This is a genomic window from Candidatus Eisenbacteria bacterium (assembly GCA_013140805.1).
Classification (GTDB): Bacteria; Eisenbacteria; RBG-16-71-46; order RBG-16-71-46; family RBG-16-71-46; genus JABFRW01.
On sequence record JABFRW010000144.1, the window covers coordinates 1 to 23,473 of the forward strand.

The window sequence follows — 23,473 nt, forward strand, 5'->3', positions numbered from 1 at the left end:
TGTGGGTGCACGCCCGCGCGTGGCGATCCTCTCGACCGGCGATGAACTGCTGGCGCTCGGAGAGCCGCTGCGGCCGGTGCGATCCGCGACACCAACCTGCCCATGCTCGCCTCACTCGCCGCCGAAGCGGGTGCGGAGGTCGTCGCCGCCGAACACGCCGGAGACGATGCCACCGAAGTCTCCGCGGCGTTGCAGCGGCTCCTCGCCTCAGCCGACATCGTCCTCTCGATCGGCGGAGTTTCGGAAGGCGACTTCGACCCCGTCAAGCAGAGCCTCGCCGCGCTCGGCGGCGTGGCGCGCTGGAGCGTGGCGATGAAGCCCGGCAAGCCGCAGGCCTTCGGCGCGCCGAACGGACGACTGTTCTTCGGCCTCCCCGGCAATCCTGCCTCGGTCGCCTGCGTGTTCGAGGTTCTCGTACGCCCGGCGCTGCGTGCCATGCAGGGCTTCGGCACGCTCGATCGCCCCCATCTGCTCGTGCGCGCCGCTCAATCCATCGAATCGCGCGCCGGTCGGCGCGACTACGTGCGCGCCGCACTCGAGTGGCGCGACGGGGTCGCGTGGGCGCATCCGGCCGGCGCCCAGATCTCGGGGCACCTGGCGCCCCAGTCGCGCGCCGACGGATTGGTGGTGATCCACGAATCGCTCGGCGCTCTCGCCCAGGGCGAAAGCGCCGAGTTCATGGTGTTGCGCTGGGGGATGTGACGAGCGGCGCCACGCTCGGTGCCGTCCGCCCCGTGGCTCAGTCCCTCAGTACGGTCAGCTTCTTGTCGCTCGTGAAGGACGGGGTGCGCAACCGATAGAAGTACATCCCGCGCGCCACGGCATAGCCCTGGTCGTCGCGGCCGTCCCACGTGAGTCGGTGCGGGACTCCGGCCTCGAATACGCGATCCGCCAGACGCTTCACGAGTCGGCCCGCGACATCGAACACCTCGACCTCCGCGCGTTCCTTCGAGGCGAGTCCGAATTCGATCAAGGCGATGCCCGAACGTGACGGATTCTCGGAGCGCAGATTCAGGAAGCTCACGAACGGCCGGCCGGACCCGTTCCCGTCCCCCACTCCCACCGGGGCCGCGAGCGTCTGACCGCACACCGTGCCGGCCATCCCGGTCAGCGCGTTGAACCAGAACTCATGGTAGCCACCGCGCGTCAGCGTGTAGCGACTGCCGAGCCCACCGAACGCGCCGTGCGTGAAGCCAAGCACCAGCGTGCGAGCAAAGCGACCGCCGGCGATGTTTTCGGGCGCGTAGACGCCGCCCGGGTACGTGACAGCGTCGGCCGGATTCGGATCCTCGTAGTACGCAGCCACGGTCGAGCCAGGGATCCCGCCGACACGATTGAGCACGTCATTCAGCGTGAAGCAGGAGCTGAACACGCCGTAGACCGCACCACTGCCGCCGATCGGCGCCTGAGGAACGAGGTCCGGCGTGTCATCCGAGCTGGCCGCGAAGTCGCGGTAGCTGTCGTTCGTGAGACTCGCATCGAAGTAGGTCGGGAAGAACGACGGGTGGCCGGATGGCGCCGTGTTGTTGCCGGAAACGATGTCGAGACCGGTCACGATGAACGTGCGGGGCGCCGGCGTACCGGACGGATTCGAAATGAAGTCCTGGAACATCGGGATGTCGCCGTCGGTCTGATCGTTGAGCGGACCCCACACCTGGTTCTTGAGGTCAGCGCACGAAACGAACAGGTGCTGGTACAGCGTACGCAGCCACGTCTTGGTCGGACCCGCCGCCGCGCACTTGCCCGTCGCCAGACCGATGCACGCTGCCGCGTCGCGGCTACCGAGACGGCCAGCCGGAACGTCGGTTTCGCCGGCACGCACGTTGTACACGTCGTACAGCGAGCCTTCCTGTCCCAGATGCGCCGAAACCTGCGTTCCACCCACCGTCGCCAGCTCCGCGAGGTCGGCCGGGAAGTCCGCAGTCGAGCCGATGAAGTAACCCTTGCCGGCGCCGAACTTGTTCGTCTTCGTGAGACCGATCACCTGCGCCATGTTGTCGAACAGCAGGTGGTCGCCGCGGCGATCGCCCTGGTCCACGAACAGCATGCACGCAGACGAAACGCTCACGATGCCGAAGTCGTTGAACGCCGGGTTCTTCCACTCATCGGGAAGGACGTTCATCGAATACCAGCGCTCACCGTCGTGGTCGGAGCCGTTCGCGTTCGGGAAGATGAAGCTGGTATCCGGCAGCGTCTCGAAGTCCGAGAAGTCACTCGCGATCGAGCGACGGAAGAACCACTCCACATGCGCTCCCGGCGTCAGCTGATCGTCGGGGATGATCTTGGTGAACTCCGCCGTGAAGCCATTCGCACACCCACCCGTCGGGCACGAGTTGTCGACGTAGCCGCCCGGCATCTGCGCGACGTTGTTGTACGCGAAGCCGTTCGTGGCGGTCCACATCTGGGTCCAGGTCCGACCCGACGGATGCGCCGGCGTAGTGCCGGTGCCGCAGTCGATGTTGGTCTGGTCCTGTGCGGAACCATTCGACGTGTCGATCAGGACGCAGCGGTTCTTCACCACGCCGAGCGACCGACGAGGAGCGCCCACGCCCGTGATATCCGCTTCGTGATAGCACGATGAGAACTGCCCCACGTTCACCTGCTCGAGATTGCCGGCAGAGCCTTCGCACGCGAACAGGTTGCGCTCGGTCGTGTCGAGTCGCGCGCTCAGCCACTGGTTCGGATTCCAGTCCAGACCACCACCGGGGAACCGGTCGGTCATCGGGTTGGGAACCGCGGTCGAGACGCCGACCACATAGCCGGAGCCATAGAGACCACGATCCGCCATGTACGAGCCCCAGAAGCTGCCATCACCCGGCGTCGCGGTCGTGACGTTCGCGGGTGAACGGCGGATGCCGCTGGTCGGATCGCCAATGGTCTGGTAATTGCCGGCGCCCGGCTTCACGCGGAACGCGAGATCGACGCGCAACGCCGCGCCGTTCGCGATCACGAGCATCGTGTCTCCCGGGATGTTGTTGTGCAGGAGGTTCCCCGTGAAGGGAGCCGAGTTGTAACCGGTCCGCACCTGCGCGGTCCCACGACGAAACGCGTCCGTGCCGACCGACAGCGCCGAGTTCGTCGGGAAGGCGTCCTGCCAGACGTCCCAGATCGAGTTCGACAGCCCGGGAGGCGGTGAGGCGTTGATGAAGGCGACCGCCACATTGTCGACGTAGCAGCCCTGCAGGCTGGGAATGCCGGCCGCGTTGCAGTTCGTGGCATTCGCCGCGGGTCTGCGGAAGCACAACGAAAGATTCTCGATGCCGACGCGAAGCGAATCCGGAAACCCGCTCTGATTGCTCGTCTGAATGAGGCCATCGTTGAGCGCGGAGGCGCCGAACGGCATCAGGCCGGGGAACTCGACTCCGGAGTAGCAACCAAGAAACCCGTCGTAGGCCGAGAAGCAGATCGTCGTCTGAACCACGGACCACGACTTCGCTCCATTGGGCTGCGTGCCCGGAAACGATTGCCACACGATTTTCATTCCGTTCGAGGTCTGCCCGAACTGCATCAGATTCGTGTAGAGATCCAGGAAGGCGGCGATGTCCACGCTCGACTGCGCAATCGTCTGGTCGATTCCAATCTCGTTGAACACGCCCGGACCGGTCGAGCACAGATTGAGCGTCGGCGACATCAACACCTTTTCCCGATCCATGGTGTTGCTCGCATAGACCCCGGTCATCACGCTGAAGACGTTTCCGTACATGTTGCAGTTGCGGTTGGCTCCGCCGATCACGCCGCACGGGTCGTCGTAGGTCAACGTATTGAGGTCGCGCAGCTCCCACCAGTCCTCGACCGGTCGTCCGGTCGAGTGCCATGCGACCGTCGGCGCCGCGGCGTTGTCCACCGCATTCGCCGCCTCGAAGTCGCCGTTGGCGGCCGCCCAGCCGTTCATGACCACGTTGTCAACGATCGCGGCGCCTCGGGTGCCGGAGGAGACGCCGTTTTCCCCGAAGTCCTCATCGTCGAACGCACGGTTCGTCTTCACGCGAAACACCAGCCGCACCGTGCCGCCGGCGCCGGCCTGAGCGTCGAGTAGCGGCTGCACCTTCGCGTTCGGCAGCGTCACGTTGAAGTGCCCGCTCTGATCGCCGGCCGCCGGCCCACGCGACACCAGCTGAACCATCGTGCTCGGCCAAATATTGCCGACGCCCGCCCCGCCGGACGTCCATCCATCGATGCGCAGCACCTCGCTGAACCAGCGCCGCAACGGATCGCCGATCGCGCTCACGCTGCCATCGGAGTACCTCACGGCGGCTTCATTCACGGGCACGCCCACGTACACCATGAACGAGTCCTCGGGTGCCTTGTCCTGATTCGCCGGCAGGCCGTTGAACGCGGAGCTGGAGATGAAATTGCCATCCGGCGCATGCGCCGAGGCTGGCCCCGCACCCGCCACGTCGAGCCGCGGGTCCAGGTTGAACCAGCCGACCCGCGTCAGATTGTCGGTGAAGTGCCCGGGGCGCAGGTTCACGCTGTAGTCGAAATCCACCGTCAGCGACGCACCGTCCGCCAGCACCACGTCCCGATACAGCATCTGATCCCACTGCCCGCCGTAGCCCGGAAAATTCATGTCGGTGAAGCCGGCGGACGATGCGGACGTCTGAAGCCCGTGGTTGTCGCCGTAGTACTGCACGATGCTCGAGTTGTAGACGCCGCCCGTGATCGGATCGGTATAGGCGAAGTCGCCGTGCGCACGCAGCCCGCACCACGCGGACGCACTGCCACCGATCGGCGTCCAGGTCGGCCCGATGCTGGGCGCCGAACCATTGCGCGGGTCGGAGTGCGCGACCGGTGTCCTCAGCGCGCCGCCGTCGCGATGCCAGTAGCCCGTGACTCCGAAGGTCGGCTTGGATCCGTTCGCCGCCTTGTTGCCGCCGTTGCCGTAGTCGAAGCCGAAGAAGGGCCGCCACCAGTCGTTGCGCACCGCGGTCGAAGTGTTCTGGTGCGGCCGCGCGATCACCCACCACCCCTGGTGCGCGTCGGTCTCGCCGGGATTCAGGTCATCCCAGCCCCAGTAGCCGTTGTTGTTTGCGCCACCCTGATTCGTGACTCCGGTTTGCCGATTCCCGCCGCGTCCAACGTGAAACGGCCCCGCGCCTCCCGCTACTCCGGGATACCCGGTCGCTCCGGTGACATGACCGATCCACGTCGTATCGGAGGCAGCGGCGAGTCGCGCCGACTTCGCGCGCAGACTCGACTGCTGTCCGAGCTTGCCCGACCAGTTCACGTTGATCGGATCGGGATGGTGCGGGCAGCCGGGTGGGTCCTGTTCCTGGGAGAAGGCGGTGACGGGAGAGACAGCGCTCAAGAGCGAGAACGCGAGCATTGCCCGCATCCACGGCAGTCGGCGGGATGAGGAATTCACGGAGTGCCTCCGCGTGTGGCCGTGGGGAACGGCACGACGCTCAGGGGGATCTGAGCGGGGAGAATGTTAGCGGAGTCGCCGGTGTCAGGTCGAGGTCAAACCGGCGTCCCCGGGCACTCTCACCGCACTCCGACGGCCTGCGGAGGGGATTACATCAACCCCAGCATCGAGCGTCGCGCCTGCTCCAGCAGCGCGTTGCCCTGGAGTCCCCACCAGATCGTCAGGCCGAGCGCGACCAGCACGCCCGCCATCGACGGCACGCTCCACGAGATCGGCGTCGCCTCGCCCTGTGGCTCCTGCATGTAGAGCGCCACGGTCACGCGCAGGTAGTAGAAGATGGACACCACGCTGTTCAGCACGCTGACGATCACGAGCGGCATGTAGCCCGCATCGATCGCGACCCCGAAGATGAAGATCTTCGCCATGAAGCCGGCGGTCGGCGGAATGCCGCCGAGCGACAGCATGAAGATCGCGAACGCGATGCCGATCAGCGGCTGGCGGAACCCGAGGCCGCGCAGGTCGGCGATCAGCACCCGCTCGTCGCGATCGCGGCCGAGGATGCCGAGCAGTCCGAACGCGCCCAGGTTCATGAGTGCATAGACGGCGAGGTAGAACAGCGCCGCCGCCCCACCGCTCGCGCCCCCGACCACCACGGCGACCAGGATGTAACCGGCGTGCGCGATGCTCGAGTAGGCGAGCATGCGCTTCACGTTGTTCTGCAACAGCGCGGTGACGTTGCCGACCGTCATGGTGAGGATCGCGAGCGCGATGAGGATCGGCTTCCAGTCGGCCTGCAGTCCGTCGAGTCCGTTGATCACGACTCGCAACAGCCCGGCGAACGCGGCGGCCTTCGCCCCCACCGACATGTAGCCGGTGACCGTGGTGGGCGCGCCCTCGTAGGCATCGGGAGTCCACATGTGAAACGGGACCGCGGCGATCTTGAACGCGAAGCCCGTCAGCAGCAACACGCTCCCCACGATCAAGAGCGGATTCTTGAGCAGCGGCGTGTCGGACAGGAACGCACTCATCGCGGTCAGGTTCGTGGTGCCGGTCGCCCCGTAGAGCAGCGCGATTCCGTACAGCAGGAAGCCCGAGGCGAACGCACCGAGCAGGAAGTACTTGAGCGCCGCCTCGCTGGACTCGAGCCGCGAGCGCCGGAAGCCGACCAGCACATAGAGCGCGAGCGACATCAGCTCGAGCCCGACGAAGAACGTGATCAGGTCGTTCGACGCCGCCATGATGATCATGCCGAGCGTCGACGACAGCATCAGTGCGTAGTACTCGGGTTGCGGAATGCGGGTGCGTTTCACGTAGTCCCACGACAGCAGCACGGAGATCGCCGTGATGGCGCAGAACAGGAGCACGAAGAACACCGTGAAGCCGTCGTGCACGTACATGCCCTCGAACAGGGCACGGCGGACGTCGCGCACCTTCCAGACGCTGTAGGCGGCGGCGGCGAGCGTGAGCAGCGCCACGATCGGGCCCCGATTGCCGCGACTCTTCGGCAGGAATTCGAGCATCAGGATCAGCATGGCGCCGACCGACAGCGCGATCACCGGCCCCAGCGCCCACCAGTCGACCGCCAGGAAATGCGGCTGCGGCACCACCGAGTTCATCAGCGCGTCCCTCCCGAAGCCGTTGGCGCGATCGCGGCGGGCGCCACGAGGATCGGCGCGTCGTTCATCGCGTGGCTGGTGCGGGTCCGAACGTTGACGATCTGGAGTGTGCGACCGATCGAAGCCTGCATGCGGTCGATGAACGGCTGAGGCGCGACACCCATCCAGAAGATCAGCACCAGCAGCGGCGCGAACACCAGCCGCTCGCGCATCGAGAGGTCGGTGAGCTTCTCGTTCTCGGGGTGCGTCACCGGCCCGAACACCACGCGCTGGAACATCCACAGCATGTAGCAGGCGGACAGAATCACGCCGACGGCGGCAGCGGCGGCCCACCACGGATTCACCCGGAAGGCGCCGAGCAGCACCAGGAACTCGCCGATGAACCCGTTCGTGCCGGGCAGGCCGATCGACGAAAGCATCACGATCAGGAAGATCACCGCGAAGACCGGGATCGGCTTCCAGAGCCCCCCGAAGTCGGCGATGAGCCGCGTGTGACGGCGTTCGTAGATCATGCCGACCAGCAGGAACAGCGCGCCGGTCGAGACGCCGTGGTTGAGCATCTGCAGCATCGCGCCGGTGATGCCCTGGGTATTGAGCGCATAGAGCCCGAGCATGCAGAAGCCGAGGTGGCTCACCGACGAATACGCCACCAGCTTCTTGAGATCCGGCTGCACCATGGCAACCAGCGCACCGTAGAGAATCCCGATGATCGCGAGCGCGACGATCCACGGCGTGAACTCGGCGGACGCGACCGGGAAGATCGGCATCGCAAACCGCAGGAAGCCGTAGGTACCCATCTTGAGGAGCACCGCCGCCAGGATCACCGAGCCGGCCGTCGGCGCCTCGACGTGCGCGTCGGGCAACCAGGTGTGGAACGGGAACATCGGCACCTTGATCGCGAACGCGAGTGCGAAGGCGAGGAACAACCAGGTCTGCGCGGCGGCCGCGAGCGGCAGGCCGTAGTACGCGTCGAGCGCGAACGTCGCGAAGCCTGCCTCGGAGCGATGGTGGAAGTAGAGCCACAGGATCGCGACCAGCATCAGCACGCTGCCGACCATGGTGTAGAGGAAGAACTTAAGGGCCGCGTAGATGCGGCGCTGTCCGCCCCACACTCCGATCAACAGGTACATCGGGATCAGCATCGCTTCCCAGAACACGTAGAACAGCAGCAGGTCGGTCGCGAGGAAGGTGCCGAGCATGCCGGTCTCGAGCGCCAGGATCAGGGCGAAGAACTCGCGGGCGCGCTTGTCGACCGAATTGAATGCGCCGACCACCGCGATCAGCGTCACCACCACGGTCATCAGCACCAGCAGCGAGGAGATGCCGTCGACCGCCAGGCTGTACGAGGCGCCCCACGACGGAATCCAGTCGCGCAGTTCCGCGAACTGCCAGGCGCCGTTGCTCGAGTCCATGCGCCACCACAGCGGCAGCGCGATCGCCACCTCGGCGGCCGCGAACAGCGTCGCCACGAGGCGTGTGAAGCGCTGGGGCAGCAGCATCACGGCCGCGGCGCCGATCAGCGGCAGGAACACGATCCAGCTCAGCCAGGTTCCGTGCACGTCAGCCCCTCAGGAAATGCAGGATGAGCGCCGCCACACCGAGTGCGGTGAATAGCGCGTAAGTGCCGACGAATCCGGTCTGGAACAGCCGCAGGACCGCCGAGGTGCTCTCGACCGTGAACGCGACGCCATTGACGAGGCCGTCCACCAGCTTCGAATCGACGAGCTTCCAGAACAGGTTCGAGATCGCCATCGTGGGGCGCACCACCGTGGCGTCGTAGAGCTCGTCCACCCAGTACTTCTCGAGCAGCATGCGGTGGATGCCGCCGAGCCGCTGGCGCACCGTGGTTCCGAGTCCCGGCGACTGCAGGTACATGCGAAACGCCAGTGCGATGCCGAACAGCGCCACCCCGACCGACAGCACGATCAGGAGCCACTCGGTTCCGCGACTGACCTCGTGATGGGTGGCCCCCGCGGCGGAGTGCGCCATGCCTGCCATGTCGTGCGAAGCCCCGGCGGCGCCATGGGTCATTCCCGCCATGTCATGTGCCGCGGACGCGTGCGTCTCGAGCGAGGGTGCGAGCCACCGTTCGAGTGCGTGGCCGCCCTGCTGCATGGGAAGCCCGATCCAGCCGCCGACCACCGAGAGCGCCGCGAGCACCACCAGCGGTGCGATCATCGAAGGCGGCGACTCGTGCAGGTGATGCTCGGCCTCGTGCGAGAGCCGCGACTTGCCGCGGAACGTGAGGATGTAGAGCCGGAACATGTAGAACGCGGTGAGCGCCGCGCCCACGAGGCCCGCGAGCCACACGCCATAGTGCCCCGAGGCGAACGCGTGATGGAGGATCTCGTCCTTGCTGAAGAAGCCCGCGAACGGCGGGATGCCCGCGATCGCGATGGTGGCGACCAGCATCACGCCGTGAGTCCACGGCAGCTTCGAGGCGAGCCCGCCCATCTTGCGAAGGTCCTGCTCGTTGTGGAGCGCGTGGATCACCGAGCCCGCGCCCATGAACAGCAGCGCCTTGAAGAACGCGTGCGTCATGACGTGGAAGATGCCGGCGCCGAATGCGCCGACGCCGCAGGCGAAGAACATGTAACCGAGCTGGCTCACGGTCGAATACGCGAGCACTCGCTTGATGTCGTTCTGCACCAGGCCGATGGTCGCCGCGAAGAGCGCGGTGGCCGCGCCGATCACCGCCACCACTTCGAGCGTTGCCGGCGCCAGCTCGAACAACACGTGGCTGCGAGCGACCAGGTAGACGCCGGCGGTCACCATGGTGGCGGCGTGAATGAGCGCCGAGACCGGCGTCGGGCCTTCCATCGCGTCGGGCAGCCAGGTGTAGAGCGGCAACTGCGCACTCTTGCCGGTGGCGCCGAGGAACAGCAGCAGCGTCGCGGTGGTGATGATCGTCGAGCCGAGTGCGAACACCAGCGGCGCCGCCTTGAACACCTGCTCGTACTGCAGGCTGCCAGTGTGCGTGAACACGAACAACATGCCGAGGATCACGCCGAAATCGCCGATGCGATTGACGATGAAGGCCTTCTTGCCGGCCTGTGCGGCGGCCGGGCGGTCGTACCAGAAGCCGATCAGCAGGTACGAGCACAGCCCGACTCCCTCCCAGCCCACGAACATCAGCAGGAAGTTGTCGGCGAGCACCAGCGTGAGCATCGCGAACATGAACAGGTTCAGATACATGAAGAAGCGGCGGAACGAATGGTCGTGCGCCATGTAGCCGGTCGCGTAGACGTGGATCAGGAAGCCGACGCCGGTCACCACCAGCACCATCACGCTCGAGAGCGGATCCAGCATGAACGCGACGTCGACGTGGAAGTCGCCGACCCGCATCCAGGTGTAAGCCAGTTCGTTCAGCACCCGCTCGGCCGGAGGCAGCGCCGCGAGCTGAAGCACCGCGCGCACGGCGAAGGCGAACGCTGCTCCGACGGCGCCGCAGGCGAGCAGCGTGGTGCCGCGCTTGCCGAGGCGGTCACCGATCAACAGGCTCAGCAGCACCGCGGCCAGCGGCAGCGCCGGAATGATCCAGAGCAGCGGCAGGCTCATCGTGCCCTCGGCGGCGAAATCGTGAAGTGCATCGGCATGCGCGCGGCGCCCTATCCCTTGAGCAGGTTGATCTCGTCGACGTACACGGTCTCTTTCAACCGGTAGACGTTGACGATGATCGCGAGTCCGATCGCTACCTCGGCGGCGGCGACCGTCATGACGAAGAACACGAAGATCTGTCCGTCGAGCGAATTCAGATAGTGCGAGAACGTGACGAACGCGAGGTTCGCGGCGTTCAGCATCAGCTCGATCGACATGAAGATGACGAGCGCATTGCGCCTCACCAGCACGCCGATGATGCCGATCGTGAACACCACCGCGCTGAGGATGAGGTACCAGGACATCGGTACGGCCGCCGGCAGGTTCATTCGCCCGCTCCATCGCCGCGCGGAGCGGCTCCACGCGCGATCAGGATCGCGCCCACCATCGCCACCAGCAGGAGAATGGAAGTGATCTCGAACGGGAACAGGTAGCGCGAGTAGAGCACGCGCCCGATCGCAGCGGTGTTGCCCCACACTCCATTGGCGGGTTCGAGGCTCGCGGGACCCGGCGCCCAGTGCGAGCGCGCCAGCACCAGCCCCTCGACCAGCAGCAGCCCGCCCACGATCCAGCCGGTCCAGCGGCGCAGCGCATGCGTGAGCCCGTCTTCCTCGTCGCGCTTCAGATTCAGGTACATGATCACGAACAGGAACAGCACCATGATCGCGCCGGCGTAGACCAGCACCTGCACCATCGCCACGAACTCGGCGTGGAGCAGCAGGTAGAGCGCCGCCAGCGAAACGAAGCCGAGCACCAGCCACAGCGCACTCGTGATGGGATTCTTGTTGAGAATCACCATCAGGCTGCAGCCGGTGAGCAGGAGCGCGAATGCCAGGAACAGGATCGGGATCATGAGTTGTTCCGCCAGAACACCACCAGCGCCGTGCCCACCAGATGCAGGATCGAGATCGGGAGCAGCACCTTCCAGCCGAGCGCCATGAGCTGGTCGTAGCGCAGGCGCGGAAACGTCCACCTCACCCAGATGAAGAAGAACAGCAGCACTCCGAGCTTGGCGAAGAACCACAGGAACTTGAGCGAGTCGGGCAGCCACGGCCCGTTCCAACCGCCCAGGAACAGCACCACCGCGATCGACGAAATCGCCATGACGTTCGCGAACTCGCCGAGGAAGAACAGCCCGAATTTCATGCTCGAAAACTCGGTATGGAATCCGGCGACGAGTTCCGCTTCGGCCTCCGGCAGATCGAACGGGGCGCGGTTGGTCTCGGCGAGTGCACAGATCATGAAGATGCAGAACGGGATCGGCTGGAAGAGCACGAACCAGAACGGGTCCTGCGCCTTGACGATCGTGACCAGCGAGAGCGAGCCGGTCATCAGGAGGACGCCCATCGTGGACAGTCCCATCGCCAGCTCGTACGAGATCATCTGCGCGGCCGACCGCAGCCCGCCCAGCAGAGCGTACTTGTTGTTCGAGGACCAGCCGCCGAGCGTGATCGAGTAGACGCCGAGGCTCGACATGGCGAGGAACACCAGCAGCCCCACGTTCACGTCCGTCACGATGAACGGATCGGTGGGCCCGAACGGCACCACGGCGAACGTGACGATCGCCGGAATCACCGCGAGGATCGGCGCGATCGTGAAGATCACCTTGTTCGCGCCGTCGGGCATGAACTCTTCCTTGAAGAACAGCTTGCCGACATCCGCGAATGGCTGGAACAGGCCGAGCGGCCCGACGCGATTGGGTCCGACGCGCGCCTGCATGTGGCCCGCGATCTTGCGCTCGGCGTAGATCAGATAGGACACGATGCCGAGCATGCCGTTCAGGATCACCATGACTTTGACGAACGTCCAGAACGTGAACTGGAAGTCGGGGTGATTCCAGAGGGCGAGGAGGGCTTCCATCGAACGCTACGCTCCCACCGCTGAATGGACCGCGCGCTTCACACGAACGCGCAACCCCGCGCCGCTCGGCACGCCGAGCCGATTCAGCTCGACGCCGCGATAGGCATAGGGAACGAATACGCTGCCCTTCGGCACGTCGGCATCGACCTTCGCCGGCACGGTGATCGCGCCCGCGGGGCCGGTCAGCTCGAGCGCATCGCCGTCCTTCACGCCGAGCTGCGCGGCATCGTCCGGATGGAGTGCGGCGCGCGGTTGCTTCGCGAGTCGCGGCAGCAGCGTGGTGCGGTTGCCCATGCTCCCTTCCAGGAACAGCACGCCGCCCGACAGCAGCCACAGGCCCTCGCCGTTGGCCGGCTTGCCGTCCTCGACCGGCGCGAGCCGGGTCGCATGCGTGCTTGCGGCTTCGAACGACCAGGTGGGCCCGAGCGGCAGCATCATCGCGTACATCATGCCGCCATAGCCGGGGACCAGCCGCGCGATCTCGCGGAAGATGTCTTCCGAGGTGCGATAGGTCCAGTTCGCTCCGAGCCCCTGTGCGACCGACTGAAAGATTTCCCAGTCGGGTCGTGAGCCCTTGCGCGGCGGCAGCGCGCGTACGCTCTTCTGCAGGCGGCGCTCGCAGTTGACCATCACGCCTTCCTTCTCGGCGAAGGAGGCGACCGGGAACACCACGTTTGCGAGCTTCGCGGTTTCGGACAGGAACATCTCGTTCACGATCACCAGATCGACCGCTTCGAGCGCCTTGCCGACCAGCTCGCGATTCGGCGCCGAGGCGAGCAGCTCATCGCTCGCGATCCACAACGCCTTGATCTTGCCGGCCGCGGCATCCGCGATGATGCCCTCGGCGGTGCGACCGGGCCGCGCGTTCAGCGTCGCGCCCCACGCCTTTTCGTATCCGGCGCGCGCCGCGGCGTCGCCGACCGGAACGTAGCCGGGCAGCTGGTCGTGCGTCAGTCCCATGTCGAGAGCACCCTGCGAGTTCGAATGCGGCCCGATGAACATCACGAACGAACGCTCGTTCGTGATCGCACCGACCGCCCAGCTCAGGTTCTCGACCGCCTGCAGCAACGCAACGGCCTCGGGGTGCTCGGTGAACGCACGCCCGAACAGCACGCTCTTGCGCGGCGCATCGCGCAGTCGCTTCGCCGCCGCGCGAAGCGTCGCGGCGGGAACGCCGACCTGCGCCTCGACCTTCTCGGCCGCGTAGGCCGCGAGCCCGCCCTTGAGTGCGCCGAGCTGCTGAGCGACGTCCGCAGGTGCATTTGCCGGGTCGCCGAGTTCGAGTGCCGCGGCAGTGAGCGCGTTGACGAACGCCACCTCGCTGCCTGGCGTGTAGCCGAGCCACGTCCCCTTGAACTTCTCTCGCGCCAGCTTCACCCGACGCGGATGCGCGACCATCAGGTGCAGGCCGCTCTGATGCTGGCCACGGATCATCTGCGAGTGCGCGAACGGTCCCTCACCCTGCAGGTCGTCGCCGAGCGTCAGCGCCACGTCGCTCTGATAGAGCTCCGCGAAGGTGAGCGAGCGGCGGCCACCGCCGGTGGCACGCAAGATCGCGTCGCCCGGAACGCGCGCCGGGTAGCGGGTGCGCGCATCGATGTGATTCGAGCCCAGCACCGCGCGGGCGAGCTTCTGGAACAGGTACTGCTCTTCGACGTTCAGACGCTCGCCGCCGAGGAATGCGATCGCATCGGGTCCGTGGATGGCGGCGATCTCGCGCAGTCGCGCGGAGACCCACGTGATCGCTTCGTCCCACGACACCGGCCCCGCCTGCGAACCGACTCGCAGCAGCGGTGACGACAGCCGATCGCCCGAGTCGACGAACTCGTAACCGAAGCGACCCCGCACGCACAGGTATTCCTGATTCACACCGCGGTACTCGGTGCCGCGCGCGCGCAGGATTTCGTTGCCGCGCACGCCGAGCCGCACGGAACATCCGTTGGAGCACCACGGACACACCGTGATGTGCTGGCGCAGATCCCACGGACGCGCCTTGAAGCGGTAGGGAAGTGCGGTCAGCGCACCGACCGGACACACCTCGATGCAGTTGCCGCACTGCTCGCACTCGAGCGGCTGGCGATTGAATGACGAGATCTCGGTGTGCACGCCACGCTGGTGAGCGGTCAGTGCATCGTCGCCCATCACTTCGTCGCAGTAGCGCACGCAGCGCATGCACACGATGCAGCGATTCGCCTCTTTTTTGACGATCGGCCCGAGATCCTCGCTGTCGAACACGCGCTTGGCCTCGGCCATGCGCGAGCTGTCGTGACCGAATGCGAACGCGAGGTCCTGCAGCTGGCACTCACCGCCTTCGTCACACACCGGGCAATCGAGCGGATGATTGACGAGCAGGAACTCCATCACGCCCTTGCGTGCCTTGACGGCGATGTCCGACTCGGAGCGCACGTGCATGCCGTCGGTGACCGGCGTGGTGCAGCCGGTTTGCACCTTGGGCATCCACGCGATTTCAGGCGTGCCATCGGCCGACAGGACCGGCTTGCGATCGGGACCGAGCTTCGGCGTTCCGATCTCGACCACGCAGATGCGGCACGCTCCGAGCGGCGGCAGCTTGGCGTGCGAGCAGAAGATCGGTACGTGCACTTCGGCCATTCGCGCCGCGTCGGTCACGAGCGTGCCCTTGGGCACCTCGATCGCACGGCCGTTGATCGTGACCTGGATCCGGTCGCTCACGCTCCCACCCCCACACCCTTCATGCTCTTCAGTTCCTCGCGGCGCCGGTTGACCATGCACTGCTTGTGCTTCACGTGGTACTCGAACTCGGCCCTGAAGTGCTTGAGCGCTCCCTGGACCGGCATCGCGGCCGCGTCACCGAGCGCGCAGAAGCTCTTGCCGAGGATGTTGTCCGCGACGTCCGCGAGCAGATCGATGTCGGTGTCACGCGCTCCGCCGTGTTCCATGCGTTCGAGCACCTCGGCCATCCAGTAGGTGCCCTCGCGACACGGGGTGCACTTGCCGCACGACTCGTGTTCGTAGAATCGGATGATGTTCCAGAGCGCATCCACCAGGCAGGTGCCCTGGTCGATCACGATCACGCCGCCCGAGCCCAGAAACGTTCCCTTGGCGTTCATCGCTTCGTAATCGAGCGGGGTGTCGAGGTCGCTGGCCGGCAGCAATGGAACCGAGGATCCGCCGGGGATGATGGCCTTGAGCTCGAGGCCGTCTCGCATCCCGCCACACAGGTCGTTGATCAGCGACTTCATGCTGAGACCGAGCGGCACTTCGTAGTTCCCGGGCTTCTTCACCGGCCCCGAGACGCTGAAGATCTTGGTGCCGGCGCTCTTCTCGGTGCCCCATTGCCGATACCACTGACCGCCGTGCTTGAGGATGTGCGGCACGTTCATGAGCGTCTCGGTGTTGTTCACAACCGTCGGGCAGGCGTAGAGACCCTCGACCGCCGGGAACGGCGGCTTGAGCCGCGGCTGGCCCCGATAGCCCTCGAGAGACGACAGCAGCGCGGTTTCCTCGCCGCAGATGTAGGCGCCGGCACCGAGGTGCGTGTGGAGCTCGAATGCATAGCCCGAGCCCGCGACGCTGGCACCGAGCAGTCCCGCACCGCGCGCTTCGGCGATCGCGGCGTCGAGGATGCGCTGGATGTATTCGAACTCGCCGCGCAGGTAGATGTAGCCGACGTTCGAGCCGATCGCGTAGCCGGTGAGGATCATGCCCTCGATCAGCAGGTGCGGATTCTTCTCCATCAGCTCGCGATCCTTGAACGTACCCGGCTCGGATTCATCGGCGTTGCACACGATGTACTTGGGTTTGGGCGAGTTCTTCGGCACGAAGCTCCACTTGAGCCCGGTCGGAAATCCTGCGCCGCCGCGACCGCGCAGGCCGGACGCCTTCACGATCTCGATGCATTCGTCGGCCGGCTTCTTCCCCACCACTTCGGCGAGCGCCGCGTAGCCGCCCTGGCCGCGATAGGTCTCGAGGCGATGGAGCCCCGGAGTGTCGATGTTCGCGAACAGCAGCGGGCCGCGCCTCACTTGAGCTTCTCCAGCAGCGTGTCCACCGACGCCTCGTTCAGGTTCTCGTGATAGTCGAGATTCACCTGCATGCACGGCGCCATGCCGCACGCGGCCAGACACTCCACGCGACGCAGCGTGTAGCGTCCGTCCGCCGTGGTTTCACCGTGCCCGATGCCGAGCTTGCGTTCGAGATGCTTGAACAGACGATCGGCGCCCATCAGCGAGCACGACAACGTCATGCACACCTGAAGGTGATGGCGACCCACCGGCTTGAGATTGAACATGGTGTAAAAGGTCGCGATGCCGAACACCTCGGACTCCGGCAGGTCGACGGTCCGCGCCACCAGCCGCATCGCGCCGGGCGAGATCCAGCCCCACTCCCGCTGCGCTTCCCACAGCACCGGCAGCACCGCCGAGCGCTTGTTCGGGTAGCGCGCGAGTGCGGCGTCGACCTGGACCTTGCGCGCGGGCGGCCACTCGAGCACCGCCGGCGCCTCGGTCGGCATCAGGGGCGCGTGGCTCATCGGTCGATCTCCCCGAGCACGATGTCGAGGCTGCCGATCGCGGTGATCACGTCGGCGACCAGCCTGCCTTCGACCATGGTCGGCAGGGTCTGCAGGTTCACGAACGAGGGCGAGCGGACCTTCATGCGCCATGGACGCGGCGTGCCGTCCGAGACGAAGTAGAAACCGAGTTCGCCCTTGGGCGCCTCGACCGCTGCATACGCCTCGCCGACCGGCGGGAAGAATCCGTGCGAGACGATCTTGAAGTGATGAATCAGCGCCTCCATGGAGGTCTTCACCTCTTCCTTCGGAGGCAGCACGTACTTGTAGTCGCGCAGGCGGTAGTCGCCCTTTTCGCCCAGTGCGCGGATCTTCTGGATCGCCTGCTTGGCGATCTTTGCCGACTCGCGGATCTCCCGCACGCGAACGGCATAGCGATCGTAGGCATCGCCGGCCTTGCCGACCGGAACCTCGAAATCGTATTGCTGGTAGTTGCAGTAGGGCTGGGCCTTTCGAAGGTCCCAGTTCACGCCCGAACCCCGCAGCGTCGGGCCGGTGGCGCCGAACGCGATCGCATCCTTCGCGCTCAAGTGCGCCACGTCCTTGAGCCGGGCGAGCCAGATCGGATTCTTGCTCAGCAGGTTCTCGTACTCGTCGGCATGCGCCGGCATCTCGTCGACGAACTTCTCGCAGCGATCCAGCAGCCCTGCCGGAATGTCCATCGCCAGCCCACCGACCCGGATGTACGACGAAGTCATGCGAGCACCCGCGACGTGGTCGTAGATCGACAGCACCTTCTCGCGCTCGCGGAAGCAGTAGAAGAACACCGTCATCGCGCCAATATCGAGCGCGTGGGTGCCGAGCCACACGCAGTGGGCGCTGATGCGCGTCAGTTCCACCAGCAGCACGCGGATCGCCTGAGCACGCTCCGGCGCCTCGATCCCGAGCAGCTTCTCGGCCGCCAGACACAGCGCCAGGTTGTTGCTCATCGGCGCCAGGTAGTCCATGCGGTCGGTCTGCGGAATCGACTGCGTGTAGGTCTTGTACTCGGCCTGCTTCTCCATGCCGGTGTGCAGGTAGCCGATGATCGGCTTGGCCTTGAGCACCGTCTCGCCGTCGAGTTCCAGCACCACGCGCAGCACCCCGTGAGTCGAGGGGTGCTGAGGACCCATGTTCAGGGTCATCGTTTCATTGCGCACGGAATCGGACCTTTTTGGGTGCGAGTTTCTTGAGATCGGGATCCGGCACGGTGCGATTCGGCGTGTTGTGCGTGAACGCGACTTCCTGGTAGCCGAGCGGCGAGTCCTTGCGCAGCGGCCAGCCCACCCACTCTTCGGGAAGCAGGATGCGCGTGAGGTCCGGATGTCCCGTGAAATGGATGCCGTAGAAGTCGTAGGCCTCGCGCTCGTGCCAGTTCGCGGTCGGCCACACACCGCTGACGGTGGCGACTCGCGGGTTCTCCTCGGTGAGCTGGACCTTCAGCACCAATCGCAGATTGTTCGACAACGAGAGCAGGTGATAGACCACCTCGAAGCGCGGAGTGTCCGGCAGTCGATCCACTCCGCCGACCCACGACAGCATCGCGAAGTCCAGCTCGAGGTCGTCGCGCAGGAACATGCAGAGATCGACGATCGAGTCGGCGGGCACGAACAGCGTGACGTCCCGCACCGCCTCGCCCTGCTGGCGGCGAATCGAAACAGTCGGAAAGCGTTCGCGCAGCCGCGCCTCGACGCGTTCGACGGTCAGCGACACGATTCGTGCACCTCCATGGCGCGCGGCAGCATGATCAGGCGACGACTCTCTTCTTTTTGCGCGGGAACGGCCCGATCTCGGGCTTCGAGGCGAGGATCTTTTCCTGCAGCTTCATCATGCCGTGGATCAGCGCCTCGGGACGCGGCGGGCAACCCGGCACGTAGACGTCGACCGGAACGATCTTGTCGACGCCCTGCAGGATGGCGTAGTTGTTGAACACGCCACCGCACGAGGCGCAGGCGCCCATCGAGATCACCCACTTGGGATCCGGCATCTGGTCGTAGAGCTGGCGAAGCACCGGCGCCATCTTGATGCTCACGCGGCCGGCCACGATCATGAGATCCGCCTGCCGCGGCGATGCGCGGAACACCTCGGCGCCGAAGCGCGAGACGTCGAAGCGCGGGCCCACGATCGCCATCATCTCGATCGCGCAGCAGGCGAGCCCGAAGCCGAGCGGCCAGATCGCGTTCGCGCGGGCCTGGTTCATGGCCCAGCCGAGCATGTTCTCGACGGTCGTGAACAGGAGCCCCTTCTCGAGATCCTCGGCGGTCGCTGCGTCGGACTCGAGCGCGCGGTGGACCAACGGCGCAGCCGGCGCCTGACCCAGCACGCGGAAAGGATTGTTCGCCTTTTCGTCGGTCATCGGGGCGACTCCCTCACGGCCTACTCCCAGTCCAGTGCCTTCTTGCGGATCACGTACAGGTAGCCCACCAGCAGAATGCCGATGAACATCAGGCCCTCGATCAGCCCGTAGAGGCCGAGCTGATTGAACGCCACCGCCCATGGGTACAGGAACACCGCTTCGATGTCGAACAGGATGAACAGCACCGCGACCATGTAGAACTTGATCGAGAAGCGCTCGCGCGCGGAACCCACCGGCAGCACGCCGCACTCATAGGTGGAGTTCTTGATCGCGTTGCGCCGCGTCGGCACGATCAGAGCGCTCGCGAGCAGCGTCCCCGCACCGAACAGGATCGCGACGATCAGGAACATCAGGATCGGCATGTACTCGCGCATCGTGCTGTGATCCCCCCGCGTGAGTCGGGCGCCTCGCGTGCCGAGGCTACCCGTGCGCGTTGAGCTTCTTGACCGCCGCCGTCAGGGCCGGCACCACCTCGAAGGCGTCGCCAACGATCCCGAAATCCGCGACTTTGAAGATCGGCGCTTCGCCATCTTTGTTGATCGCGACGATGCAACGCGACGACGACATGCCGGCCAGATGCTGAATCGCGCCCGAGATGCCGATCGCCACGTAGAGCTTGGGACTCACGGTTTTGCCGGTCTGCCCGACCTGATCGCCATGTGGCCGCCAGCCCGCGTCGACGACCGCGCGCGATGCACCGACCGTCCCGCCGAGCGCAGCCGCGAGGTCTTCGATCAGATTGAAGTGTTCCGGGCCCTTGAGCCCGCGTCCGCCCGAGACGATCACCTCGGCTTCGGTCAGATCGAGCTTGCCACCCTCGCCCGCCGTGAGCCCGGTGACCCGGGCACGGGAAGCGGCGGCATCGTAGCTGAAGTTCTGGCTCACGACCGTCGCCGTCGCGCCGGTCGGCGACATCGCGGCGAACACCTTGGGGCGCAGCGACGCCATCGCCGGGCTCTTGAGGAATCCGATCGTCTGCGTGGCCTTGCCGGCATAGACCGGGCGGGTCGCGTGCAGCTTTCCACCGACGGCCGCGAGCGCCGTGCAGTCTGCCGCGAGCCCGACACCGAGCCGGGCCGCGACGCGCGGTGCCAGATCGCGCCCGATCGCCGAAGCGGGAAACAGAATCGCCGCGGGCTTGAGCTCCTGAGCGGCCGCGACCACCGCGGCGGTGTAGCCCGCGGCGTCGTGGCGCGCGAAGGCCGCGTTCGCGGCGAGCCGCACTTCGTTCGCGCCGTAGGCGCCGAGCGAGGCGAGGCCCGGATCCGCGGCAGCCGCGCAGATACCGACGACCGGCGAGCCGAGCGCCGGCGCCAGACGCGCGGCCTCGGACAGCGCTTCATGCGTGACGCTGCGGAGCTTGCCGTCGCGCTGTTCGACGAAGACGAGAATGCTCATGGCTAGATCACCTTCGCTTCTTCGCGCAGGATGCGAACCAGTTCCGGCACCGCCTCGACACCGCTGCCCACGATGCGGCCCGCCGCGCGCGGCGGGGGAAGCTGCATCGAGAGGATCTCGAGATTCGGATCGCCGGGAACCGCCGGCTTTTCTTCGAGCGGCTTTTTCTTCGCCGCCATGATGCCCTTGAGCGAGGCATAGCGCGGTTCGTTCAGGCCCTTGTCGGCGGTGAACACCGCCGGAAGCGTGACCTCGACGACTTCGCGGCCGCCTTCGATCTCGCGCTCGACCATCGCCTTCTCGCCCGCGAGTTCGAATTTGGCGACGACGGTGACGCACGGCGCGCCGATCAGCTCGGCGAGCATCGGACCGACCTGCGCCTGATCGTCGTCCACCGCCTGCTTGCCGAGCCACACGATCGAGGCGTTGAGAGGCGCGATCTCGGCCGCGAGTGCGCGTGCCACCTGCAGCGAGTCAGGCTGCGGGCCGTCGAGTCTGAGATGGATCGCACGGTCGGCACCGATCGCGAGTGCGTTGCGCAGCGTGGTCTGAACGCCGGCGCCGCCCATCGAGAGCGCCACCACTTCGCCCGCGCCGGCCGCTTCCTTCACACGCAACGCCTGCTCGAGCGCGAACTCGTCGTAGGGATTCATGATCCAGGTGACGCCGTTCGGGTCGAGCGTCTTGCCGTCGGCGCCCGTCTTGACGCGCGTTTCGGTGTCCGCGACCTGCTTGATGCACACCACTTGAAGCACCGGGGAGGCCTCTCTTCTATAGAGCGGCTATGGAGCGGCGGCGAGCGGGGCCCGCATCGGGCCTCGGCGCCTGCTTGCGGATCATTTCACATGGCTGGTAGTGCCTGCCCGACAAGGAGTTCTGAGGCAGGCCGAGGCAGGATTGCGGAAGTGTGGAGGGGGTGTCAAGAGGCGCGATCGGCGCCGGGATTCGAGAGCCCGACTCGCTCACGCATGGTCGGGGTGAATCGTGAATTCACCGAAGCACAGCAGGCGCAGGATCGGGGCCGGGCGTAGATGCCAGCTCGCCCACGTGAGGGGGGAGTCGCCGTTCATGTCTTTTGCGTCTCGATTCGCCCCCGCCGCCAGCAATCGCTTCAGCGTGGCTTCGGATCCGAATGCGGCCGCCCGATGGAGAGGAGTCTCTGCTCGAGTCCTGCAATCCCGCATGAAGCTCCCGGTCGGAATCGCGGGATTCGTTGCGCGATTCGGGTCGGCGCCGTGTTCGAGCAGGACCTCGACGACCTGCTCGTCACCCGGGCGGGCGAGCTTGCAGAGCGCCGAGTGCAGCGGCGTCTCGCCGGTGTCGGTCAGCGCGGCGTTCGCGTCGGCGCCGTGCTCGAGCAGGAAGCGGCAGAGCCTCCAGTGCCCGTGGAAGGACGCACCATTCAGGTCGAAGTTCGCACCGAGGGTTTCGAGTGACTCGCCATTCGCGAGCAGCAGCCGAATCGCGCTCACATCGCCGTGGTACGCGCACCACTCGAGCACCGAAACGCCACCTGAGTCGCGCGACGCGACCGGATGGCCGGCCCGGACCCAATCGAAAACCAGGTCGGTATGGCCGGCCGCGATTCTGCTGAACATGAGTCGTCTCGGGTCACTCTCCATCCCACCTCCCGGAACCCGCGCCTCGCTGCGACGGCTGAAGGAAACACCCGGCGTTCGGGGGCCGTCAACGCGGAGAGCCTGTCCCCCGCGATTGCGCGGGGACGCGCCTGCCGCCAGGTCGGCCGGCCCAACCCTGCGGCGGGTTGAGTCGTCGGATGGAGTGGCGAAGCGCTACAGTCGTGCCGCCTGATTCCGACCGCCCCCACTCAAGGACCGACCGATGCGCCTCGTTTCCACGCTCGTGCTGCTTTTGCTCCTGCTTCCCGTGGCCGCTCACGCCCAGGCGACGAGCCTGCGCGGCAAGTTCGTGGACCCGACGACGCAGGCCGCGATCGGCGGCGTTCAAATCAAGCTCACGAGCATGGCCGACACCTCTCAGGTTCATCGCGCGACTGCGAAAGACGACGGCTCGTTCGAGGTGACGGGCCTCGGCGTGCACAGCTACCGCCTCGAGGCCACGCGACTGGGCTACGAGACGATGCGAATGGTGATGCGCGTGACGCGCAACAAGCAGGAAGCGGGGGTGCTGGCGATGACCCCCGACGCCGTGAACCTGCCCGGCATTTCGGTGACCGACTCTCCCGCACCCGCGATCCAGAAGGCCGACACCACCGAGTTCCGCGCGAGCGCGGTCAAGGTGCACAAAGACGCCACTGCCGAAGATCTGGTGCAGAAGCTTCCGGGTGTCACCATGGAGAACGGACAGGTGCGGGCGCAGGGCGAGCAGGTGCAGCAGGTGCTGGTCAACGGTAAGCCGTTCATGGGCAGCGACCCGACCGCGGCCATGAAGAATCTGCCCGCCGACGAGATCGATCGCATCCAGGTCTACGACCGCATGAGCGATCAGGCGGAGTTCAGCGGCTTCGACGACGGCGGCTCGCAGAAGACCATGAACTTCATCATGCGCAATCTGAAGCTCAACTTCGGCAAGGCCTACGCGGGCTACGGCGACAACGATCGCTACCAGGTCGGCGGCAACTCGACGGTGATTCGCGGCGCGACGCGCTTCACGGTGCTCGGCATGTCGAACAACATCAACCAGCGCAACTTCTCGCCGCAGGATCTGTTCGGTGCGCTGAGCGGCAGCGGCGCGGGCGGTGGGGCGGGCGGACCGCGCATGATGATGTTCGG

19 protein-coding genes are annotated in these 23,473 nt (G+C 66.1%); 2 read left to right on the forward strand and 17 right to left on the reverse strand.

Features of this window, described 5'->3' with window-relative positions; all coding sequences use genetic code 11:
- Positions 1-102: 102 nt before the first annotated feature.
- Positions 103-702 carry a hypothetical protein gene (locus HOP12_11265; GenBank protein ID NOT34734.1) on the forward strand — a complete coding sequence of 200 codons (600 nt, stop codon included), beginning with the start codon at positions 103-105 and terminating at the stop codon, positions 700-702.
- A gap of 37 nt (positions 703-739) precedes the next feature.
- Here the strand turns inward: HOP12_11265 and HOP12_11270 are convergent, their stop codons facing one another.
- The 17 genes from HOP12_11270 to HOP12_11350 all read right to left on the reverse strand — a co-directional run bounded on the left by HOP12_11270 (position 740) and on the right by HOP12_11350 (position 22,318).
- On the reverse strand, positions 740-5,365 hold the full coding sequence (locus HOP12_11270) for a hypothetical protein (protein NOT34735.1): 4,626 nt from the start codon (positions 5,363-5,365) through the stop codon (positions 740-742).
- Positions 5,366-5,514: 149 nt separating this feature from the next.
- Positions 5,515-6,981 carry an NADH-quinone oxidoreductase subunit N gene (locus HOP12_11275; protein NOT34736.1) on the reverse strand — a complete coding sequence of 489 codons (1,467 nt, stop codon included), beginning with the start codon at positions 6,979-6,981 and terminating at the stop codon, positions 5,515-5,517.
- Complete coding sequence (locus HOP12_11280; protein NOT34737.1) at positions 6,981-8,540, reverse strand: NADH-quinone oxidoreductase subunit M; 1,560 nt, start codon at positions 8,538-8,540, stop codon at positions 6,981-6,983. Before HOP12_11280 ends, HOP12_11275 begins: the two co-directional genes overlap by 1 nt.
- A gap of 1 nt (position 8,541) precedes the next feature.
- Positions 8,542-10,539 carry an NADH-quinone oxidoreductase subunit L gene (gene nuoL, locus HOP12_11285; protein ID NOT34738.1) on the reverse strand — a complete coding sequence of 666 codons (1,998 nt, stop codon included), beginning with the start codon at positions 10,537-10,539 and terminating at the stop codon, positions 8,542-8,544.
- Positions 10,540-10,589: 50 nt separating this feature from the next.
- Positions 10,590-10,907, reverse strand: a complete 318-nt coding sequence (nuoK, locus tag HOP12_11290; protein ID NOT34739.1) for an NADH-quinone oxidoreductase subunit NuoK — start codon at positions 10,905-10,907, stop codon at positions 10,590-10,592.
- Positions 10,904-11,431: an NADH-quinone oxidoreductase subunit J gene (locus HOP12_11295; protein ID NOT34740.1), complete on the reverse strand. Its 528-nt coding sequence runs from the start codon at positions 11,429-11,431 to the stop codon at positions 10,904-10,906. The genes nuoK and HOP12_11295 overlap by 4 nt, the downstream gene beginning before the upstream one ends.
- The gene (gene nuoH, locus HOP12_11300) at positions 11,428-12,438 is read right to left on the reverse strand and encodes an NADH-quinone oxidoreductase subunit NuoH (GenBank protein ID NOT34741.1); all 1,011 of its coding nucleotides are present in this window, start codon (positions 12,436-12,438) and stop codon (positions 11,428-11,430) included. Before nuoH ends, HOP12_11295 begins: the two co-directional genes overlap by 4 nt.
- Before the next feature lie 6 nt (positions 12,439-12,444).
- Positions 12,445-15,129, reverse strand: a complete 2,685-nt coding sequence (nuoG, locus tag HOP12_11305; GenBank protein NOT34742.1) for an NADH-quinone oxidoreductase subunit NuoG — start codon at positions 15,127-15,129, stop codon at positions 12,445-12,447.
- The gene (nuoF, locus tag HOP12_11310) at positions 15,126-16,424 is read right to left on the reverse strand and encodes an NADH-quinone oxidoreductase subunit NuoF (GenBank protein NOT34743.1); all 1,299 of its coding nucleotides are present in this window, start codon (positions 16,422-16,424) and stop codon (positions 15,126-15,128) included. The genes nuoG and nuoF overlap by 4 nt, the downstream gene beginning before the upstream one ends.
- A 14-nt stretch (positions 16,425-16,438) precedes the next feature.
- Positions 16,439-16,930, reverse strand: a complete 492-nt coding sequence (gene nuoE, locus HOP12_11315) for an NADH-quinone oxidoreductase subunit NuoE (GenBank protein NOT34744.1) — start codon at positions 16,928-16,930, stop codon at positions 16,439-16,441.
- Between the two features lie 14 nt (positions 16,931-16,944).
- The gene (gene nuoD, locus HOP12_11320) at positions 16,945-18,126 is read right to left on the reverse strand and encodes an NADH dehydrogenase (quinone) subunit D (protein NOT34745.1); all 1,182 of its coding nucleotides are present in this window, start codon (positions 18,124-18,126) and stop codon (positions 16,945-16,947) included.
- The gene (locus HOP12_11325) at positions 18,116-18,673 is read right to left on the reverse strand and encodes an NADH-quinone oxidoreductase subunit C (protein ID NOT34746.1); all 558 of its coding nucleotides are present in this window, start codon (positions 18,671-18,673) and stop codon (positions 18,116-18,118) included. The genes nuoD and HOP12_11325 overlap by 11 nt, the downstream gene beginning before the upstream one ends.
- Before the next feature lie 40 nt (positions 18,674-18,713).
- Positions 18,714-19,322 carry an NADH-quinone oxidoreductase subunit B gene (locus HOP12_11330; GenBank protein ID NOT34747.1) on the reverse strand — a complete coding sequence of 203 codons (609 nt, stop codon included), beginning with the start codon at positions 19,320-19,322 and terminating at the stop codon, positions 18,714-18,716.
- Positions 19,323-19,342: 20 nt separating this feature from the next.
- The gene (gene ndhC, locus HOP12_11335) at positions 19,343-19,696 is read right to left on the reverse strand and encodes an NAD(P)H-quinone oxidoreductase subunit 3 (protein ID NOT34748.1); all 354 of its coding nucleotides are present in this window, start codon (positions 19,694-19,696) and stop codon (positions 19,343-19,345) included.
- A gap of 46 nt (positions 19,697-19,742) precedes the next feature.
- Positions 19,743-20,720 carry an electron transfer flavoprotein subunit alpha/FixB family protein gene (locus HOP12_11340; GenBank protein NOT34749.1) on the reverse strand — a complete coding sequence of 326 codons (978 nt, stop codon included), beginning with the start codon at positions 20,718-20,720 and terminating at the stop codon, positions 19,743-19,745.
- Between the two features lie 2 nt (positions 20,721-20,722).
- A complete protein-coding gene (locus tag HOP12_11345) occupies positions 20,723-21,475 on the reverse strand; it encodes an electron transfer flavoprotein subunit beta/FixA family protein (GenBank protein NOT34750.1) in 753 nt (250 codons plus the stop codon).
- Positions 21,476-21,682: 207 nt separating this feature from the next.
- Positions 21,683-22,318 carry an ankyrin repeat domain-containing protein gene (locus tag HOP12_11350; protein ID NOT34751.1) on the reverse strand — a complete coding sequence of 212 codons (636 nt, stop codon included), beginning with the start codon at positions 22,316-22,318 and terminating at the stop codon, positions 21,683-21,685.
- Between the two features lie 244 nt (positions 22,319-22,562).
- Here HOP12_11350 and HOP12_11355 point away from each other — a divergent pair.
- A partial coding sequence (locus HOP12_11355) for a TonB-dependent receptor (protein NOT34752.1) occupies positions 22,563-23,473 on the forward strand: 911 nt, incomplete at its 3' end.

What these genes read in the sequence shown, in the direction of transcription:
- nuoL (NOT34738.1), bottom strand. Translation starts at nt 10,539, where the DNA reads ATGAGCCTGCCGCTGCTCTGGATCATTCCGGCGCTGCCGCTGGCCGCG.
- HOP12_11330 (NOT34747.1), bottom strand. Translation starts at nt 19,322, where the DNA reads ATGACCGACGAAAAGGCGAACAATCCTTTCCGCGTGCTGGGTCAGGCG.
- ndhC (NOT34748.1), bottom strand. Translation starts at nt 19,696, where the DNA reads ATGCGCGAGTACATGCCGATCCTGATGTTCCTGATCGTCGCGATCCTG.
- nuoK (NOT34739.1), bottom strand. Translation starts at nt 10,907, where the DNA reads ATGAACCTGCCGGCGGCCGTACCGATGTCCTGGTACCTCATCCTCAGC.
- HOP12_11340 (NOT34749.1), bottom strand. Translation starts at nt 20,720, where the DNA reads ATGAGCATTCTCGTCTTCGTCGAACAGCGCGACGGCAAGCTCCGCAGC.
- HOP12_11350 (NOT34751.1), bottom strand. Translation starts at nt 22,318, where the DNA reads ATGTTCAGCAGAATCGCGGCCGGCCATACCGACCTGGTTTTCGATTGG.
- HOP12_11295 (NOT34740.1), bottom strand. Translation starts at nt 11,431, where the DNA reads ATGATCCCGATCCTGTTCCTGGCATTCGCGCTCCTGCTCACCGGCTGC.
- nuoH (NOT34741.1), bottom strand. Translation starts at nt 12,438, where the DNA reads ATGGAAGCCCTCCTCGCCCTCTGGAATCACCCCGACTTCCAGTTCACG.
- nuoE (NOT34744.1), bottom strand. Translation starts at nt 16,930, where the DNA reads ATGCCGACCGAGGCGCCGGCGGTGCTCGAGTGGCCGCCCGCGCGCAAG.
- HOP12_11275 (NOT34736.1), bottom strand. Translation starts at nt 6,981, where the DNA reads ATGAACTCGGTGGTGCCGCAGCCGCATTTCCTGGCGGTCGACTGGTGG.
- HOP12_11265 (NOT34734.1), top strand. Translation starts at nt 103, where the DNA reads ATGCTCGCCTCACTCGCCGCCGAAGCGGGTGCGGAGGTCGTCGCCGCC.